A 17,908-nucleotide genomic window follows, 5' to 3' on the forward strand; every position below is an offset into this window, starting at 1 on the left:
CTGCACGTGGTGGCAGGGGGAGCGGGATACATTGGAGGACACCTCACAGATAGGCTACTTGAGATGGGGGAAGACGTCTTAGTATTGGACGATATGTCTAGCGGAAATTACTTCAGGGAAGGGGCCAAGTACCTTAAGGTGGACCTCCGGTTTCCCATCTCCTTAGAACTTCCTAGGGGGTTCGTACTCTACAACCTCGTGGCAAACCCAGACGTGAGAACTTCGATGTACCAAGTTGAAGAACACTTCGAGAGGGACGTTAAGACCGCTCTCAACCTAATGGAGTTCGCCCTAAAGAGTGGAGCTTCGAGGGTCGTGTTCACTTCGTCTAGCACGGTATACGGAGAGACCGACAAGTTCCCTACTCCAGAGGACCACCCCCTCAAACCGGTCTCTAACTACGGACTCTTCAAGGTAGTTGGCGAGCAGCTCTGTGAGTTCTACTCTAGGAATTACTCTCTTCCTTGCGTCGTCCTCAGGCTGGCCAACATAACAGGGGGAAGGACCTCCCATGGCGTAGTGGTAGACTTCGTGAGGAAACTTAGGAGAAATCCCGCAACTCTAGAGATCTTGGGAGACGGAAGACAGAGGAAGAGTTACCTCTACGTGCAGGATTTGATCGAAGCGATCCTGAAGCTCTCCTCGAGCGAATCGGGTAGCTTCGAGGTATTCAACGTCGGAAACGAGGACTGGGTGACAGTAGAGGAAATAGCAAGGATAGTGGAGGCCGAGATGAATTTGAGCCCTAGGCACGTTTACCTGAATCGATTCGAGGGGAGGGGTTGGCCGGGAGACGTGAGGCTGATGTTACTGAGCGTCGAGAGGGCCAAGTCCAGAGGTTGGAAGCCTACCATGAGTTCGGCAGGAGCCGTTAAGAAAGCTGTGAGGGACCTGCTGGACCTAGGGATCTAGGGAGTTCCAAGGTTTTGTGAGTCACAGACACTAACCCATTCCTAAGGGTAATCGATCCCATTTGCCCGTATCCAAATAGTAATACCATATTTTGGGATCAAATTCATGGACCCCAGTTCTAGTTATATAATACGATAAATATTTATACGACAATTGAATCCACTATTATAGTGAAAAGCATGGAAGAATTCCCTAACGTACCCTTCGAGGGGGTGCGGATAAAGCTCCCCTCAGGGAAAGATGCCAACCTTGTGGACATCCTGTCCTTCTGCTACGGACTCTCGGAAACCGATATAGTAGTTCTATTGAACTTGATAAAGGGGCAACCTCGAGGGACGGAGGAGATAGAGGGACAGCTCAAGCTAAGCAAGGCTTCCATAAACAGGAGCTTAAACAAACTTCTAGAGATGAACCTTGTCATGAGGATAAAGGAGACTGGAAACAAGGCCGGGAGGCCTAGGTACCTCTACAGAGCGAGGAACTATGAGGAACTTAGGGAGAAGATAACCAACGATATAAAGGAATGTTCAGCCAAGATGGAGGGGCTCATACAGACTGTACTTAGGGGCAACGACCAGCACTGAAGTAGGATTAGCCGAAGTCCTTGAACTTGACGGTGCCTTCCAAATAGAGTGTGGCGGAGAACTTAGTTCCCTTCCTAGACGTCAATCCCCTCACCCTCACCTCCTCCCCCGAGAAGAGTTGCATGATTTGCTTTTCCGTGAGTCTCTTACCGGCAACGGAAGACCACACTAGGCTGCCGCAAGAGTCGCACTTCCAACCCCTTCCGAAGAACTGAACCTTCCCACCACACCTACACTTGATTTCCTCCCGTTTCACCTCGAATCTTGCCTGTTTCAATCTATCCAGCTCTTCCTTCACAAACTCTTTGATCTTGGCCATAAATTGATTATACCCGTCCTTTCCTAACCGAGCGAGGTAAATCCTCTCCAGTTCCCTCTCCCACTCTCCTGTCATTTCGGGACTCGACACCTTGCTGTCCCTTAGCTTGGCCACGAGCTCCCTGCCCTTCGGGGTGGAAACCAAGGTGCGGCGTTCCCTCTTCATGTAACCTCTGTCAAGGAGAGTCTCTATTATTGCTGCCCTAGTGGATGGTGTTCCGAGGGAAAGCCTCTCCATTTCCTTCAGTAGGGTAGATTCCGAGTACCTAGGAGGTGGCTCAGTCTCCTTCTCCTCCGCTTCCACTTCGAGATTCTCTACTTGTACCTCCGTTCTAGGTAAGTTCCCTGTGTTGTCCTCAGGTTCTCTGTAGAGGGACATCCACCCCATTTGTACGTCTCGTTTACCTTCGGAAAGAAAGTTTTCCCCTCCTAAGGAAGTGATTACGGTGATCGAATGGTAGATGTGGTCATCCATGAATGCTCCCACGAACTTCCTGTACACCAAATCGTACACTTTCCTCTCCACCTCCTTCAGGTTGGCCGGGGGCCTATCCAGGGGTATTATGGCGTGATGGTCAGTCAGCTTCGTCGAGTCGAACACCCTCTTTCCCACCCTGCTCACCTTTGATATCAGCTCTTCCTTTCCCAGTCGGGTTAGGACGTCTTTGACTAGCTGAACGTTGCTCTCCCCTAGGTGTCTGGCATCTGTCCTTGGGTAACTTATCACCTTGTAGGTCTCGTAGAGGGCCTGGGCGGCATCGAGCGTCCTCTTGGCGGAGAGTCCGTAGACGACGTTGGCTTCCCTCTGGAGGGAAGTGAGCGAGTGCAGTAGAGGGGGTTTAGACACCTGCTCCCTGAGCTCCACCGAAATTACCTTACCCTCCCTCACCTTCGAGAGCTTAGACGCCACTTCAGTGGCCTCTTCCTCATTGAGCTTGGCTATACCCTCCCTCATGAGGAGACCCTCGTAGATTCCTCCACTCCATCCGAATCTCCCCCTCACCACGAAATACTTCTGGGGCACGAAGGACTCCACAGCCTCGTCTCTCTCTACCACCAACCTGAGGGTGGGGGTCTGTACCCTCCCGACACTCCACACCTCTCGTCCCCCCGCCCTCAGGGTGACCAACCTTGTGAGGTTTATTCCAACCAACCAATCACTATGTTGTCTCGCTAGGGCAGAGTAGTAAAGGGAGTCGAACTCCTGCGAAGGCCTCAGCCTGGTGAACTCCTTTCTCACTACTTGAGGAGTCAAGGCCTCGGAAGTCCAGAGTCGGAGCACTTTCCCCTTGTATCCGATCTCCCTAAGTATCTCCCTCACTATCAGTTCACCTTCTCTCCCGGCGTCTCCGCAGTTAACTACGACTTCAGCCTTCTCGAGTAGCTTCCGCACCACCGAAAGCTGCTTCAGTTTGACACTTTTATATCTGAATTCCTCAGGGAAAATCGGAAGGTCCTCTAGACTCCACTTCTTGGGAGCTATGGAGTCGTCAATCTCGAAAAGGTGACCCAGGGCCCATGTTACTGTATACTCCCCAACTTGAATGTAGCCCTCCCTTTGGACGGGTCTGCCTAAAGCCCTAGCTATATCTCTCGCAACGCTAGGCTTCTCCGCGATGACCACCTTGGAGCTCGTGGAGGATCCCTCGAATAGCCCTATTCATAGGGAGCTCAAAAGCGTTGGGACATCATGTGAAGGAGAAGACAGGGTTAAATACGGGAAGTCAGTGTGAATAGATGGGCCCGTAGCTTAGCCAGGTAGAGCGACGGGCTTTTAACCTGCTAGCTACAGCGAAGAAACCCGTAGGTCCCGGGTTCGAATCCCGGCGGGCCCGCCACAAATTAATCTAACTGTCCTTGGTCCATTTTCCGAGGTTAGAGCCCTCTGGAGAACGAGCAGGCCGAGAGGTATCCCCACGACACTGAACCCTTCTATGCATTTACGGACCTCCAGTGTCAATCCGTTCTAATCGTCTTAACTGACCTTCAACTTAACCTGGTTCCCAACACGAACCCGTCGGGGATTGACCAACTGCAGGAAAATTAAGCACCAATCAAAACCCTTCCCACTCACACTTCAGCTTTCCTTTCTCATCCTTCTCATATTTCTGACTTCCTCACCGCCATTAGTGGAGGTGAGGAAATCGGCCCCAGAGTGAGGACTGGAAGTATGAGAGATCGAGGGGAAACAACACTCTGTTCTGAACTTCTCTTTTTATCTCAAGGGAGGTATTCGCTCTCGTGACGGAGTTTCTGCTCGTGGGCCTCGGATTTATATCTTCGGGAGTTGCTGAGCACTTGTCTAGGAGACATAACGTCACAATAACGTATAGGTCCCTAAATCCGGTGAAGTCGAAGTACGTCCAGAAGCTGGTGGGCAAGGCGAATGTACTTAGAGCAGACCCGCTTGAGTTGGCTCCCCTCGTCGAGAAGTCAGACGTGGTAGTGAACTTCGTGGGGGAGGTGAGTGGTGAGGAGAGCTCTTTGAGAATCGCCAATGTGGAAGTTCCGCGAACTTTGGCCAGGATGACGCGAGGGAAGACTTTCGTCCATCTGAGTGGTGCCACCTTGGGACAGACGGAGCGTGTGGTTAGGGAGGAAGAGACCCATGGGGTAGGTCTCAGTCCGTCCACCTCATTCGAGAGAACGAAACTTGAAGGCGAGAGTGAGGTCCTTAGGGAGAATCCTAACTCCGTAGTGTTGAGACCCACCTTAGTTTATGGTACTAACTCTGCCCACATACAGTTCGTCACCATGTACAAGCTGGTTAAGAGAGGGTTGGTCCCTAGGCTGTCGATAAGCTATATGCCAGTCTCAGTCACTTACATAGGGAGAGCAATAGAGATCATTGCGGAGTCGAGGCCCCAGAGATCCTACATGTACGCCACTGAGTGCGAGCCCGTATCCATAAACGACTTCTTCTCAGCCTTCGCCTCTGGGCTGAACGTTAAGTACTTCTCGTTACCCTTTCCGACCGAGGTCGCGAAGATCTTCCTCCCTCGTGAGATAAGGTCCCTCCTAAGGTACTCTGGAGTTAGGTTCTCCTGCGAATCGATGAGGAGGTTGGTGGGGGACCTTAGGTTCAGAAGTGAGGAACTAGAGGAGAACGCCAGGTTCCTCAGGCAGTTAGATGCAGAGGGGATTCTGATTCCTACCTGACTATTTGTTGAGGCTTTGAGGTACTACCTGAGACTGGCTAGGCTCTGCCTGTCTGTTCTCCTTACCCCTCACTGCAGATAACACAGCTCCCACTGCGAGTATTCCAATCGATATCAGAAAGGCAGCGTGCACTCCGGCCAGAAATTTCACTCCTATTCCGCCGACTAAGTTGCTGGTACCTAAGAACACCTCGAAAGCTACTGCCCGCGGTATCGCTAGGGACGCCACTGTTATGGCCAGTACGTAGCTGAGCAGAGTGCCCATGTTAGATAAGGTTCTCAATATACCCGATACTCCCCCGTAAAACCCGCGGCTGGCATTGGCCATCACGGCGCTGTTGTTGGCGGGGTAGAAGAGTGAGGAGCCCACTCCACCTACCACTGTGGCCAGAACGATAGTTGCATATGATGTGTTAATAGTTAGTGTACTGTAGATGAACGCCGCTACCATCATGAGCAGTATTCCGATGGTAGCCGGAATCCTAGCCCCTATTCTGTCCGCGAGTCTCCCCGTCCAAGGAGCTACTAAACTTGCAAGCACATAGCCAGGCACTAGAAGGAGGGAAGCCGAAAAGGGGGAGAGGCCCCTCACTCCCTGTAAATACATTATAAGGATAAACGCCGTGGCGAGGTATCCTGTACTCTGCATGAACGATGCGAGGAGGGAGCTTGTCAACACTCTGTTCTTGAAGGCCCTAAAGTCAATGGTTGGGTTGGGTACCCTGAGCTCTAGCAATGCGAACGGGAAAAGTAAGGCGACGCCAATTCCAGTAAACGAGGAGTTCAAGAGAGTTACTCCCTCTCCAGCAATGTCCGAGGCCCCGTAGGAGATGAGGGCCAAGGAGGTCGCCAAGAGGACTACTCCCCCTACATCCACTCTCCTCTTGATCCTTTCCTTGTCCTGCAATATCCTTAGACCCATTACTACCGCGGCGATCCCGATGGGCACGTTTATGTAGAAAATGTACCTCCACCCTACGAAAGTAGTTATTATCCCTCCCAGCACTATCCCCAATATAGCTCCTACGTTCCACCCTATGGAGGTGTAGCCGTAGGCCCTTCCCCTCATGTTTGGGGGGTAATGATCCGCTATGATCGCGCCACCATTAGCTTGCATCATTGATGCTCCCACCGCCTGGAGGCCTCTCGACGCTATGAGAAAAATGTCGGTGGGGGCCGCTCCACACATCGCTGAGCCTACCGTGAACACTAGGAAGCCCAAGTTGTATATTCTAGACCGGCCGTAGGAGTCACCTAGTCTTCCTAGTTGCGTTGTCATTACGGCGACGATCAGAATGTAGAGCAATATAACCCAGATAATAGTGAAAAGGTTGGAGTGCAAGGACTGGACTATGGTAGGTAAGGCTAGAATTACTATTGTTGTGTCAATAGCACTCATCATGGTCCCGAGAAGGACAACTAGTAGAACCAAGTTGGTCCTGTTCATAGGTCCATCCTACCTTACCCTAAATTAAAAACAGATCGATGTGATGCCTAATCTAATTTAGGACAAGGACACTTAGGTCGACCACCAAACTTAAGTTCAGTCGTGTTCAACTTCCTCTGCTAACTTATTTCCCAGTTCGTGGAGTGTAAACCGTGATAGTTCCAGAGGAGAGGGTGAGGCTAGGAATAATAGGTGGTTCGGGCTTTTACGACCCAGACTTCCTTAGTAGGACCAAAGAAATCAAAGTCTATACTCCCTATGGTGAGCCGAGCGACATGATCACCGTGGGGGAAGTGGAGGGGGTGAAAGTTGCGTTCATTCCGCGCCACGGTAGGGGCCACAGGGTACCTCCCCACAGGATAAACTATAGGGCCAACGTATGGGCTCTCCACCAGTTAGGTGCAAAATGGGTTGTCTCGGTCTCAGCAGTTGGTAGTCTTAGGGAAGATTACAGGCCTGGTGACTTTGTTGTTCCAGATCAGTTCATCGACATGACCAAGGGAAGGAGCTATACGTTCTTCGACGGGCCGGTAGTGGCTCACGTTTCCATGGCTGACCCGTTCTGTGAACACCTTAGGCAACTCCTCATAGAAGCTGGAAAGGCAATGAAACTACAGATTAGAGAAAAAGGGACGTATCTGTGCATTGAGGGACCCAGATTCTCCACTAGGGCTGAGAGCAGGGTCTGGAGAGAAGTATTCAAGGCCGACTTAGTGGGAATGACATTGGTTCCAGAAGTGAATCTGGCTTGTGAGGCGGGCCTATGTTACGCTTCCCTAGCTGGAATAACGGATTACGACGTCTTCGCCGAGAAACCCGTCACAGTAGAGCAGGTAGAGAACGTGATGAAGGACAACACCCAGAAGGCTAAGGAGATCCTCAGGGTCCTAGTACGTGAGCTACCGCCTGAGCCAGAGAGGTGTGGTTGTTGCGCCTCCCTCAAGAATTCCACGATCTGAGCTCCTTGCGGGTCGGGAACCTTGGAGTGAGGAAGCCTAGGACTATAGTCTTCTCCCAAGAGATGGAACTCCCGGCCTTTGTCGCAGCGCGGGCCGCCGCAACCGCGGGGTACAGGCTGCTAGTCCTCGAGCTCTTCGAGTTCCTTTTCTCCGTTCTACCTTACGTTGAGGTTGATGGCCCGATCCTTATCCTCCTCAGGGGCGACGACCCAGAGGTAAAAGGGTCCATGAACGCCATGAGGGAGGATCACGAGATCCTGAGTTGTACCAAGGAACTGGGGGGACTCTGCGACGTGTCGCTCTCCCTCTCTCTAACTCAGTTGTTTCTCTCTGGACAGGACGGCTACAGAGCCAAGAGACTGCTGGAAGAGGTTCAGCACTTGGAGGACTTGGACTCGTGGGGGGAGTCTAAGGTCGCTACCATTCCAGCGCCCTCCGCGGTGGTTTTGTCGCCTGTTCTCAGGCCCGCCAGGCGGACTGTGGCTAGGTATTCTGGACTGGAGACCTTGGAAATGGGAGATCTTCCCCCTCGAGGCTCCGTACTCATCTATACTGGAGTGGACTCTCACTTAGCCAAGAAAGAGCTCTCCCTCAGAGGACAGTACTACTACCCGCTCCTTCTTGACGTCGACCCGATCCTCGCACCAGTCTACGCTGCCATTGTTGCGCTAAAACTTCCAAAACTTAATAAACGGTAGGGAGGATGAGTGCTCGTAGCGGAGTGGGTGTTAGAGTTTGAGTACGATACAGGACTACTGGTTGTCCAGGAGGAAAGTCATAGACAGGCTGGTGGAGGAGTTCCTGAATAGAAACAGGGAGTGGGAGCATGTGGACCTGACGAGGTACATACTAAAGGACGGAAAGAGACTTCGTGGGGTGCTTATGATGCTCTTCTCAGAGGCACTTGGGGCGACAGAGGAACAGAGCTCAAAGGGGGCGTTGGCGGTGGAAGTGCTGCACGCGGCCTCCTTGGCCTTAGACGACATAGTGGACGGGGACCTAGAGAGGAGAGGAGACAAATCGGCCTGGGTCGTGTTCGGCAACAGGAGGGTCATTCTACTCAGTAACTATCTCGTTCCCTTGGCCTTGAGGTACATAGAGTCCTACGGTCCGGACGCCCTCAGTACCAGTCTGAAGTTGTGGCTTGACACCGCCGAGGGGGCGCTGAAGGACCTCTACGGTAGGGCCGAGGACTACTTTAAGGTGATTGAGCTAAAGACCGCAAGTCTTTTCAAGCTCTCCATGGTCTTGGCCGCCTACTCCTCTAGGAGGGAGGAGCTAGTGGACGAGATGATGACAACGGGAAGCCAACTAGGTTCCATCTACCAGCTCGTGGACGATTACGTAGACTTCGTGAGATATAGGAGGGGCCAGATAAAGGAGTTGGAGGGCAGTGCTCTCTACCTTTACCAATATACTGACGGCAACCCAGAGGAGATCGTGAACCAAACTGTGGCCAAACTCAAGGAATCCTATGAGCAGGAGATAAACCGTATACACTTCCCAGCTAGGTACCACCAGTTAATTAGAGGTCTCCCCGACCTTTTGATGGCGGCAATGTTAAGTGAGATTTAGTCGTAGAGGTGCAGTGCGTAGAAAAGTCCTTCGTCCCTCTTCATCGGGGTCAACTTAACCTTTGCTCCCACCCTTAGCTTCCCCTTATCGCCCACGACCCAGGCCAATACCTTAAGCTCGTCTTTAGAGAGCTCCGCCACACCTACGACGTAGTCCTGAAATGCCGCAAAGGACTTCGGTTTCACGTTCACTATAGTGTACGTCAGAAGCTCTCCATAGGGATCTGGCTCGAACCACTCTAGCTCTCCTGCTCCGCACTCGCTACACCAAGCCTGAGGAGGGAAGTACTTAGCCCCGCACTCCCTACACCTAGTCGCGAGAACCTTGCCCTGTTCGAGCCCCTCGAAGAACCTCCCTAATCTGCCCACTGGAACCTCGTACTTGAGTCTGAGTTCCCTGAGGTCCTTCAGTAGGAGATCTCCGCTCCTCTTATCTCTAACTAAGTAATCCACGCCTCACACCTCGTAGATGGTCACGTAGGCGTAGTGACCAGTTCCTCCCACGTTGTGGGTGAGCGCCCTTCCGTTTCTGATGTCAGCCTGTCTACCCTTTTCAGCCTTCCTGAGGAGCTGCTTTGTTGCCTCCACCGCCATAGCTACACCTGTTGCTCCTATCGGGTGTCCTTTCGCCTTAAGGCCCCCGTCAAGATTAACGGGTATCCTTCCCCCAACTTGCGTCTGGCCATCCCTAAGGAGCTTAATCCCTTCACCCCTCGCAGCGAAGTTCAGGTCCTCGTAGGCCATTACTTCAGCAACGGTGAAGCAGTCGTGAACGGTGGCAACGTCTAGTTGTCTCCACGGGGAAGAATGGTCTATTCCAGCGGATGAGTAGGCCTGTCTAGCGGCCTCGACAGACGCCTCCAGGGAGGTGAAACTCTTCCTCCTGCTCAGGTTTGATGTACCGTTCGCAGCGCCGAGTCCAGTGACCCAGACGGGGGTGTCGGTGAGCCTCTTGGCAACATTCGCTGACGCTAGGACTACGGCTGCAGCGCCGTCTGTGATAGGCGACGAGTCCAGAAGCTTCACTGGCCACGCGACGTACTTGCTCCTCATCACCTCCTCTACAGTAACCGGGTTCCTGAACTGAGCGTACGGGTTGTATTGTGCGTAACCGTGGTTCTTCACCGACACTAGGGCAAAGTCCTCCTCCCTAGCATCGTACTTCTTCATGTAGGCAGTCTGGTGGAGAGCGTAGTAGCCTGGGAACGTTAGACCGAAGAACTCGTACTCCCACTTGTAATTGCCGGCCCTCCCTATCAGCTCCACAGCGGTCTCGGTGTCGACCTCGTGCATCTTCTCCACTCCTAAGGCCAGTACTACGTCAGCTCTTCCTGACGCTATCATCGAGTAGGCAGTGTGAATGGCGGAGCTTCCGCTCGCACAGGCAGCTTCTACCCTCAGAGTCGGCACGTTGCTCACACCTAAGGCCTCTCCACTTACTACAGCAGGTAACTCCTCTGAACTCCACATTCCTACGTTGGAGACCACAAGTCCCCTCACGTCCCTTCTCTCCAAGCCTGCTGAGCCTATGGCTTCATGCCCTGCCTCCCACGCTAACTCCTCCAACGAAGCGTCGGTTCTTCTCCCGAACTTAGTAAGCCCGTAACCAACGACAGCGACCTTCCTTTCCATAGTACTTCCTCTGTTGAGTGGCTATTAGTTTTATCTTAAATTGGGGTTGAGAGCATAGGTTCCTCGAGAACGAGGTGACGGATAGTCTCTATTTGTGGAAGGATTTTATTCTAGAAATAAAAGAATAAATTAGTCAACTTAAGACTGGAAGAGCTGGTTTCGCATTCTAAGACAGAGGTTCGCGCCCGCAGAAGGCGAATTATCCACGACCTTATCGTTCACAGAACGGTTCCAGAGAGCCGAATAACTGAAATCGAAGTACGGACTACCCCGAGCTCAGTTTTGAAGGTTCTCCTTCTCTACTTTCTTAACGTAAAGTGTAAGGCCCTCTTTCCTCACCACAGTGACCTCATCTCCTTTCTTAATGTCTGAGTCAGGAACGGCCTTCCACAACTCTCCGTTGAGCCATATGTAACCCTCAGTTCCTCTCTTTATGTCCTCTGTAGCTTTCCCCCTAAGTCCCTCGTATTTGTACGGATTGATTCCCCTGGTTTTTACTAAGGTCCTCACTAGTCTATACGTAACGAACCCCAGTATGACGAAAGACGGCACGTCCACTACAGGGTCAGATATGAAACCCGTAACAATGAGGAGTCCTACGACTACCGCTATTATTATTATCGGTATCACAGCGTGAAGAGCCATAGGATCATTTTTATTATCTGGGCTTTAAAGCTTCTTTAATCGAGTTGAACTATACAGCCCTCTTTCTACTATCGCTATTGTTAACTCCGGTGGCTGCGTTTTTCGCAACAGCTCAAACTGTGCAGGCCTTCCCAATGGGTATCTCAACGTTTTCGTTAACGTCAGTCACAAGCACTCCATATGTAATAGGTGTAGTGAAAGTCGATTCCCTCTCCATCGGGCAGGACGTATTACCCTCCGGCTCCTACATAGGTTCTGGAAACGCCTCCCTCCAGCTAAACGCAGTAATGGAAGGCAGGTTCTGGGCACAGGACGTTGCGCTCTTCCACGAGGTCTCTCCCAACTCCTTTGAGGTAACAATGGTGGTCAACTTCTGGAACTTTTCTGGGCCAGTTTCCTTCCCTGGAAATAAATCGACCTACCAAGGGTTAGGGGTCCTCTGCTACGTTGGGCCCACCTTCACTGTGAGCACTCCCTTCAACATCTCATTGTTCATGAACTCCTCTGGAGGCCTGAAGTTCGGTTACATCTACGCCGGAGCTCGACACGTTTTCTTTGAGCTACCGACGATCGGTAACTTCACTGTTGGTGGGTTATCCGTAGTAGGCGTGCCCAACGATCTGGAGTTCGTGTGGGGAGGCCCAGGAGGCGGAAGCGTCGCACAGATGTCGATTTCAGCCACAGAGACCCTCTACTATTGGACGGGCGGAAGACTTGTTGAGCCGCCAGTGGCGTTCTCCACAGGATTCGACACGGCCGAGGCCGTGGAAGGAGTATACGAGGTCGCCAATTTGACTGAACTGTTTTCTCCTTCTGTATCGCAGACGGCTGGACCCGATGACCAGGAAGTGCTGTGGCCAGTTCCACCTACCATGATCCTCAACTACTCTTCTAATACTGCCTTGGTTGCCTTGAGCTTGAATGGAAGGCCCTTGCCTTATCAGGAGGTAGAGCTGGAGACGATAACTATCACCGGTCCCAAGGTTGAGTATGAAGAATACACTTCACCTCAGGGGGTTGCCGTCTTCAATCAAGTTAACAGCAGTCTATTCGTAACAGTGTTTCCAGGTAACTACACCTTGGCTCCTACATTTTCCGTCTCTTCCCCTGGATTGTCGTCTTTCTTTCACTCGTTGACTCACGGATATCAGAGCCTTACGTCCTTCCTGAAAAGTTACAACTACAACCACGCCTTGAAGTCCTTCTTTCGTGGATTTAAGTACGAGCAGACTACTAACTACTCTCCGACGGAGCTCCTAGCTCTCTATGTTGGCGCGTTGGCTGTCGGTGTCGTCCTCGCTGTAGTTTTGAAGGAGAGACACGAGTAAATCATAGGATTTGGGCTTGTAGGACCTCACTAACTCGTTTTTGGATCCTCTTTCCTTCGGCACCACTACGGTCTCTGAGCTTCGCTCCTCTTGGTTCTCCTGCTAGATAAGGCGACCTCATCCGTTGAAGCGTTACAGAAAGACATGGAGAGCCGTACACCTAATCTCGTCTTGACAATAACGCTCATTTGTTGTTTATATCTTTATTTTAATATTTAAATATCTAATTTCCTCTCTTCTTCGAGGGTTCCCTTCTAAGCGGTTTGTCGTTCTCACAGTCATTTGGATTACTTTTAAAACAAATTTGTTATCCTTAATATTTGAATTATCACCTCTGCCCTAAAGGGCAAGACTTTCGTTGCTTTGTAACTTTACGGCCCGAGCGAAGCTACTGCCACTGGCGTTCAAGATAGCTGAGTATAACATCCTTTGGGGTTGAGGGAACGGATGGCCCCCTTATAGGAACACTTTCCTAAGTTACAAAAATTGGGGTTGAGGGGGCGGAAAGCCTCGCCTTTCACGGCGGGGACGGATAGCCCCCTTGTATTTATACTTCTTTGTTAAAATTTCTCTTAGTGGTACTAACGACGCTCCTCCCCAGCTCGATCGAGGGCTTAACGGGACTGTGGGAGGAGCAACCATCGTCTCTCTTCTCTCTTAAGGGACTAGAGCTTTGCGATGAAAGTCCCCTCCTCTTCAAATGGGAGTGGACCTCTGATCCACTCGACTGCCCACCAAACGAGGGATGTAAACCCGAACCGATGGTGGGAACGACGATCCCTTTGGGAGGGAACCATCGCCCTTCCAGGGCGGTGAGAAAGTCAGTTGAAAACAATATTTCAGACCTAGGCCGTAGGAGTCGGATCGTACCATCGGGACTGGGGGAACCAGGTGGAAGGTGAACCTCGCAACCTCTCTTCCATAGAAGGTGTCGAAGGATTGTTACACCGGACCTCCGCTACAAGCGAAGGGGGATCGAGATTGTCCATAGAAGCAGGCTTCGTCGCGAGTTGAGGACACCAGGGCCGTGAAGGCGTGGTAGTTCGCGGTCACTTGAAAACGTTTTTTAGATGGGCCGGGAGCTTAAGTAGTATGAGGCTTTTCAGGAAGGGGGAAACTGACGAAAGGAGTGGTAAGATCAAGGTTCTCTACGCATCCGACATTCATGGTTCAGAGACCACTTTCAGAAAGTTTCTGAACGCTTCGCAGATGTATGGTGCGGACATCATGATAATAGGTGGCGACCTAGCTGGCAAGGCGCTAGTACCAATAGTAGATCTAGGAGAGGGAAAGTATGAGGTTGATGGTAAAGTTGTCGGAAGGGAGGAAATGCAGAGGTACGTTAAGGAGCTCAGGAAAAAGGGGGACTACCATGTGATTGTCGATAGGAAGGGTTTTCAGGAACTTAATGAGAATCCCGCCAGAGTTAAGGACGCATTCAGGGAGGCCATGACTCAAGTCCTCAGGGACTGGTTCGTCATAGCGGAACAGAAGACGAAGGAAAGGAGGATCCCTTTTTACGTTAACTTAGGTAATGACGATCCCGAATACCTCTTTGATGTGTTGAAGGAATCGGAAATAATGGAACCATCCGAGGGTAAGGTCGTAGAGGTAGCGGGACACGAGATGGTTAGCTTCGGCTACGTGAATCCCACTCCGTGGAACACCCCACGAGAGATGGATGAGGAAAGACTCTATTCGGAGTTGAAGGCGATCGTAAATAAGATAAGGGAACCAGCTAGGGCAATATACAACTTCCATGCTCCTCCCTACGAAACGCTTTTGGACAACGCGCCACAGCTCACCAGCGACCTCCGAGTAGTGGTGAGGGGCGGAGAGATTGTCATGACTCACGTTGGTTCCAAAGCAGTAAGACGGATAATAGAGGAAACGTCGCCCGCGCTCGGAATTCATGGACACATACACGAGTCGCGGGGAACGGGGAAGCTTGGCAGCACGATCATCCTCAACCCAGGTAGCCAGTACTCTGCTGGCATGCTGCAGGGCGCTCTAATCACCTTCGAAGGAGGGAAGGTGAAAGGGGTACAACTATTCATAGGATAATAAACAAAAACAATTTCTCATTCTGGAGGTATCTCTTTGAATATGAGATCGAAGTTTATGCCTTGTCTCCTCCGTATTAGCTTAGCGATGTAAAAGATCGCGAACAGTATTATTATGGTTCCTGCCATTATAGCATATCCCACTGTGCTGTCGGCTCCTATGGCTGGCACTGTGAGGTATTGGTAAAATGTGTAGAGGAGATAAGGTATTGAGACGGCAGCTGCAGCCTTAACCCAAGGCGAGGATTCCTTGGCCAAGACCGCGGCTGACACCACCGTTAGAGGGAACAAGAGGAGGATGGCTACAGCAACGCTGGAGAGGAGGAAAGCCACTGCTGAAGTCACGGGCAAGGTGAAGACTAAGAGACCGAGGAGGCCCGCTATCATGGAGGCCAAGGTCGCTTTAACTGGAACGTGATACTTCTCGTTGACTTCTCCTAGGCTATCTGGTACTATTCTATCCATGGAATAGGAGAGGAGTAGCCTGCTCCCTACGAACGAGGCGCTTGCCAAATACATTAGTAGCTGTAGAATACTCACCACCGCAAATAGGACGCCCAGGGCTGGGGTTCCACTCGCTATCCCTTCTAATAGGTCTAGATAAGGTGTTGGAATTGGAAGCTGTCCCGCTACGGAGAGCTGCAGGAGTTTAGAGGTGAAAACGTATCCCCACTGCACGTACTCTAGAACAGTGGCGACGCTGAAGATGGCCGCCATAGCTACCAAAGTACCTAATATGCTTAGGGGCATTGTCTTTCTGGCGTTCTTGACCTCCCCAGCTATGTACACGGTGCTAATTATGTACGAGAGCCCGACCACGTAAACTGGGTTAAGGGCAAGCGTGGCCAAGAGGCTGTTATAGGGAGGAACAGAAATCTTAGAGCTCTCCACCGAAGCTACGGAGGAGTGGTAGAAGGTCATGAACTTGTTAAGTTCACTTATAGCCTGAGCATGAGGGATTGCCGCCTCCACTCCTATCATCAAAACTACGGTTAGGAGAACTAGGGGTATTATCACCCTCTGAACTGCCCTGTACGCTCTGTTTCCAGCCACGGGAAGGAGACCTAAAGCGATGATCTCCACAGCACCAATTGCCATTATGTAGTATGGGTTGTTTGATATTGTTGTTGCTAGTGAGATGAGGGACGGGTTGTTGGTGTAGAACCCTAGGAGATCTAACAAGGGAATCAGTCCGAAGGTTTGGAGCGTGATCCCAGTGATCCCCATGAAGAGAGGAACAGTGGCCACGAAGTACCCTGCGTTTCCCACAAACCCTAACGCGGGATGGAGGTTCCTGCTCACGTAAACGTAATCTGCTGCGGTCCTAGGTACTTTGGAGGAGATGTGAGAGAAAACGAACCCAGCAAGGAAGAACCCTACCAGCGGTAGGATCAGACCCACGAGCGGGTTTCCCCCCACTAGAGGTGCCGTGGAGCTGACGTAATATGTGGAAAAGAGAAGTCCAACTAAAGCGATGTTGAACCATATAGCGTCAGCTAGGCTGAATTCCCTGACTAACCCAGAGGATTCTCTTAGGAATACGTTCCTTTTCTCAGACGACACTACACTCTCCCGTATTGAACCGTTTATTTATGTTTCCACTGTTCCTTTTGTATGCTGTCCAACATGATTTAAGACGTTATGTAGAGCAGTAATTCCCTCTCAGAGACCGTACCCACTGCTCTACCTTCCTCGTCAACTACAGCAACTAATGGTATATCTCTCTTCCTCATTATCTCTATCACTTCCCACGCCGCTTCCCAACTCTCGACCACTGGGACGTCCCTATTCATGACGTCACCAACAGTCAATCTAGCCCTCCTCTCTGGGCTCATGTTGATCACGTCGTTGAGCAAAACTACCCCAATTGGACTTCCGCGTTCATCAGTAACCACCGCCCCCAAGATCCTCAGTTCCATCATCCTTCTGGTAGCTAACTCTAGGGGTTCCTGTGCTCTGAGAATAACGTTTGGTAATGTCCTACTCACCTCCTCAGCAGTGACGTTCCTTGAGAACCACTTGACGTAAGGGAGCAACAGGCTTCTACCCTGGGATAGTGTAATCTGGTCCTTCACTGTAGAGACCCTCGTCTTCAGGAGAGAAGGACAGATCAATACGATTGCTAAAATGGAGATTAACGCAATAGAATAGACCCTAGGGCTCACTACACTGGCCTCGAGGCCAGCTAGGAGGAGGGCACCATCTACTCCTCCCTTGAATGTGGAGCCTACGGCTGCGAAGAAAGGGTTCTTCGCGCCTCTCATTAAGGAAGTCAAGTATCCTAGGCACAGCTTGCTTATCAATATCACAGCTATCAATTCTAACAAAGGAAGAACGAAGTTCGCCACCAACTCAAGGCTAATGGAGAGTCCGAGACCTCCAAAGAAGAGAGGCTCGAAGAGCCCATAAGTCACCCCCCGTAATCTCTCTAGCAACTGCGGTCTCTCTCCCACATACTCTGAGAGGGTGAAACCGACAAACAAGGCCACTATTGCATCGTTGAAACCCGCTATCTGGCCCGCGTAACCCAGGAGGAATACCATAGCTAGTAAAAGGGCTAGTACAGCTTCCCTACTGCCTACGAACTTCTCCACATAGATCATTGCCTTGGGTATATAGTTCCTGACGACATAGAGTCCGCCCATCAGGACCCCCACCTGTGCTATCACAATTAACGGCCTATCGCCCAGGGAGATCTGGAGAGCGATAGATGACGCTACCAATCCCAATATCTCCACCAACAGAGTAAAAACGAACGTTCTCACAGCGGTTCCTGTCTTGGATACTCCCAGGTCCTTCAGAGCCCTAGAAAGGGGAGCGACGCTACTCATCCCAAGCACGAACGCAGAAAAAAGCAGCTCGGTTCCCCTCACTCCTAGTAGGTAGTAGAGGGCGACCAGCAAAGCTATGGAAGAGCCTGCCCAGTCTAAGGAAGCTCCAAGTAGGTAGATCCTAACGTTAGTTACGCTCTCCCTTATTCCATTCACGTCGAACTCCTCGGCTCCTGAAATGAATAACAAAAGTATCACACCCAGGTCCACGAATAGTGCTATGTATGGTGTATTTCGTACTAACCCGAGGACAGACTTGCCTAGTATTATCCCTCCTAACACCGCCCCGACTAGCGGAGGTAGTTTCAACCTGGAGAAGACGTCCTCCATTACCTTGACCACTACGAGCAACAGACCTAAATAGAGAAGACCGAGGACCTCAGGACTCTCCATCGAATAGGTTCAATTCTAGGGATATATGAACACTTGTCTGGCGGTCAACAGTAGCGTTCCCAAG

The 17,908-nt window shown here is 51.2% G+C and carries 15 protein-coding genes and 1 tRNA gene; 9 read left to right on the forward strand and 7 right to left on the reverse strand.

Annotated elements, in window-relative coordinates:
- Positions 1-912: an NAD-dependent epimerase/dehydratase family protein gene (locus tag HS1genome_RS06570; protein ID WP_126451353.1), complete on the forward strand. Its 912-nt coding sequence runs from the start codon at positions 1-3 to the stop codon at positions 910-912.
- Positions 913-1,091: 179 nt separating this feature from the next.
- Positions 1,092-1,496, forward strand: a complete 405-nt coding sequence (gene lrs14, locus HS1genome_RS06575) for an Lrs14 family HTH-type transcriptional regulator (protein WP_126451354.1) — start codon at positions 1,092-1,094, stop codon at positions 1,494-1,496.
- Positions 1,497-1,503: 7 nt separating this feature from the next.
- On the opposite strand, the gene HS1genome_RS06580 is transcribed toward lrs14, so the two are convergent.
- Positions 1,504-3,438: a type IA DNA topoisomerase gene (locus tag HS1genome_RS06580; protein WP_229768067.1), complete on the reverse strand. Its 1,935-nt coding sequence runs from the start codon at positions 3,436-3,438 to the stop codon at positions 1,504-1,506.
- A 115-nt stretch (positions 3,439-3,553) separates the two neighbouring features.
- On the opposite strand from HS1genome_RS06580, the gene HS1genome_RS06585 reads away from it, so the two are divergent.
- Both HS1genome_RS06585 and HS1genome_RS06590 read left to right on the forward strand, forming a co-directional pair.
- Positions 3,554-3,652: transfer RNA gene (locus HS1genome_RS06585), tRNA-Lys, on the forward strand.
- A 403-nt stretch (positions 3,653-4,055) separates the two neighbouring features.
- Positions 4,056-4,973, forward strand: a complete 918-nt coding sequence (locus tag HS1genome_RS06590) for an NAD-dependent epimerase/dehydratase family protein (protein WP_126450101.1) — start codon at positions 4,056-4,058, stop codon at positions 4,971-4,973.
- On the opposite strand, the gene HS1genome_RS06595 is transcribed toward HS1genome_RS06590, so the two are convergent.
- Positions 4,974-6,419 carry an MFS transporter gene (locus HS1genome_RS06595; protein WP_126450102.1) on the reverse strand — a complete coding sequence of 482 codons (1,446 nt, stop codon included), beginning with the start codon at positions 6,417-6,419 and terminating at the stop codon, positions 4,974-4,976.
- Between the two features lie 152 nt (positions 6,420-6,571).
- On the opposite strand from HS1genome_RS06595, the gene HS1genome_RS06600 reads away from it, so the two are divergent.
- Genes HS1genome_RS06600 through gdS-2 form a run of 3 tightly spaced genes read left to right on the forward strand, consistent with a single transcriptional unit; the run spans position 6,572 to position 8,953 of the window.
- The gene (locus tag HS1genome_RS06600; protein ID WP_126450103.1) at positions 6,572-7,378 is read left to right on the forward strand and encodes an S-methyl-5'-thioadenosine phosphorylase; all 807 of its coding nucleotides are present in this window, start codon (positions 6,572-6,574) and stop codon (positions 7,376-7,378) included.
- Positions 7,348-8,076, forward strand: a complete 729-nt coding sequence (locus HS1genome_RS06605) for a hypothetical protein (RefSeq protein WP_126450104.1) — start codon at positions 7,348-7,350, stop codon at positions 8,074-8,076. Before HS1genome_RS06600 ends, HS1genome_RS06605 begins: the two co-directional genes overlap by 31 nt.
- A gap of 37 nt (positions 8,077-8,113) precedes the next feature.
- Positions 8,114-8,953, forward strand: coding sequence for a hexaprenyl pyrophosphate synthase (gene gdS-2 / locus HS1genome_RS06610; RefSeq protein WP_126450105.1), 840 nt, complete (start codon positions 8,114-8,116; stop codon positions 8,951-8,953).
- Here gdS-2 and HS1genome_RS06615 read toward each other — a convergent pair.
- From HS1genome_RS06615 to HS1genome_RS06625, 3 genes are all read right to left on the reverse strand, one after another.
- Complete coding sequence (locus HS1genome_RS06615) at positions 8,950-9,405, reverse strand: Zn-ribbon domain-containing OB-fold protein (protein WP_126450106.1); 456 nt, start codon at positions 9,403-9,405, stop codon at positions 8,950-8,952. The genes gdS-2 and HS1genome_RS06615 overlap by 4 nt on opposite strands.
- A gap of 3 nt (positions 9,406-9,408) precedes the next feature.
- The gene (locus HS1genome_RS06620) at positions 9,409-10,584 is read right to left on the reverse strand and encodes a thiolase domain-containing protein (RefSeq protein ID WP_126450107.1); all 1,176 of its coding nucleotides are present in this window, start codon (positions 10,582-10,584) and stop codon (positions 9,409-9,411) included.
- 276 nt (positions 10,585-10,860) lie between these two features.
- Positions 10,861-11,229, reverse strand: coding sequence for an NfeD family protein (locus HS1genome_RS06625; protein WP_126450108.1), 369 nt, complete (start codon positions 11,227-11,229; stop codon positions 10,861-10,863).
- 44 nt (positions 11,230-11,273) lie between these two features.
- Here HS1genome_RS06625 and HS1genome_RS06630 point away from each other — a divergent pair, with 44 nt between their 5' ends.
- Both HS1genome_RS06630 and HS1genome_RS06640 read left to right on the forward strand, forming a co-directional pair.
- On the forward strand, positions 11,274-12,557 hold the full coding sequence (locus tag HS1genome_RS06630; protein WP_126450109.1) for a thermopsin family protease: 1,284 nt from the start codon (positions 11,274-11,276) through the stop codon (positions 12,555-12,557).
- Between the two features lie 1,092 nt (positions 12,558-13,649).
- The gene (locus HS1genome_RS06640) at positions 13,650-14,621 is read left to right on the forward strand and encodes a metallophosphoesterase family protein (RefSeq protein WP_126450110.1); all 972 of its coding nucleotides are present in this window, start codon (positions 13,650-13,652) and stop codon (positions 14,619-14,621) included.
- A 17-nt stretch (positions 14,622-14,638) separates the two neighbouring features.
- On the opposite strand, the gene HS1genome_RS06645 is transcribed toward HS1genome_RS06640, so the two are convergent.
- Both HS1genome_RS06645 and HS1genome_RS06650 read right to left on the reverse strand, forming a co-directional pair.
- A complete protein-coding gene (locus HS1genome_RS06645) occupies positions 14,639-16,183 on the reverse strand; it encodes an amino acid permease (protein WP_126450111.1) in 1,545 nt (514 codons plus the stop codon).
- A 68-nt stretch (positions 16,184-16,251) separates the two neighbouring features.
- Complete coding sequence (locus HS1genome_RS06650) at positions 16,252-17,844, reverse strand: cation:proton antiporter domain-containing protein (protein ID WP_126450112.1); 1,593 nt, start codon at positions 17,842-17,844, stop codon at positions 16,252-16,254.
- Positions 17,845-17,908 lie beyond the last annotated feature (64 nt).

It is taken from the genome of Sulfodiicoccus acidiphilus (assembly GCF_003967175.1).
GTDB lineage: Archaea > Thermoproteota > Thermoprotei_A > Sulfolobales > Sulfolobaceae > Sulfodiicoccus > Sulfodiicoccus acidiphilus.

Coding starts and splice junctions, on each gene's coding strand:
- lrs14 (WP_126451354.1), top strand. CDS start 1,092: ATGGAAGAATTCCCTAACGTACCCTTCGAGGGGGTGCGGATAAAGCTC.
- HS1genome_RS06595 (WP_126450102.1), bottom strand. CDS start 6,419: ATGAACAGGACCAACTTGGTTCTACTAGTTGTCCTTCTCGGGACCATG.
- HS1genome_RS06620 (WP_126450107.1), bottom strand. CDS start 10,584: ATGGAAAGGAAGGTCGCTGTCGTTGGTTACGGGCTTACTAAGTTCGGG.
- HS1genome_RS06625 (WP_126450108.1), bottom strand. CDS start 11,229: ATGGCTCTTCACGCTGTGATACCGATAATAATAATAGCGGTAGTCGTA.
- HS1genome_RS06640 (WP_126450110.1), top strand. CDS start 13,650: ATGAGGCTTTTCAGGAAGGGGGAAACTGACGAAAGGAGTGGTAAGATC.
- HS1genome_RS06650 (WP_126450112.1), bottom strand. CDS start 17,844: ATGGAGAGTCCTGAGGTCCTCGGTCTTCTCTATTTAGGTCTGTTGCTC.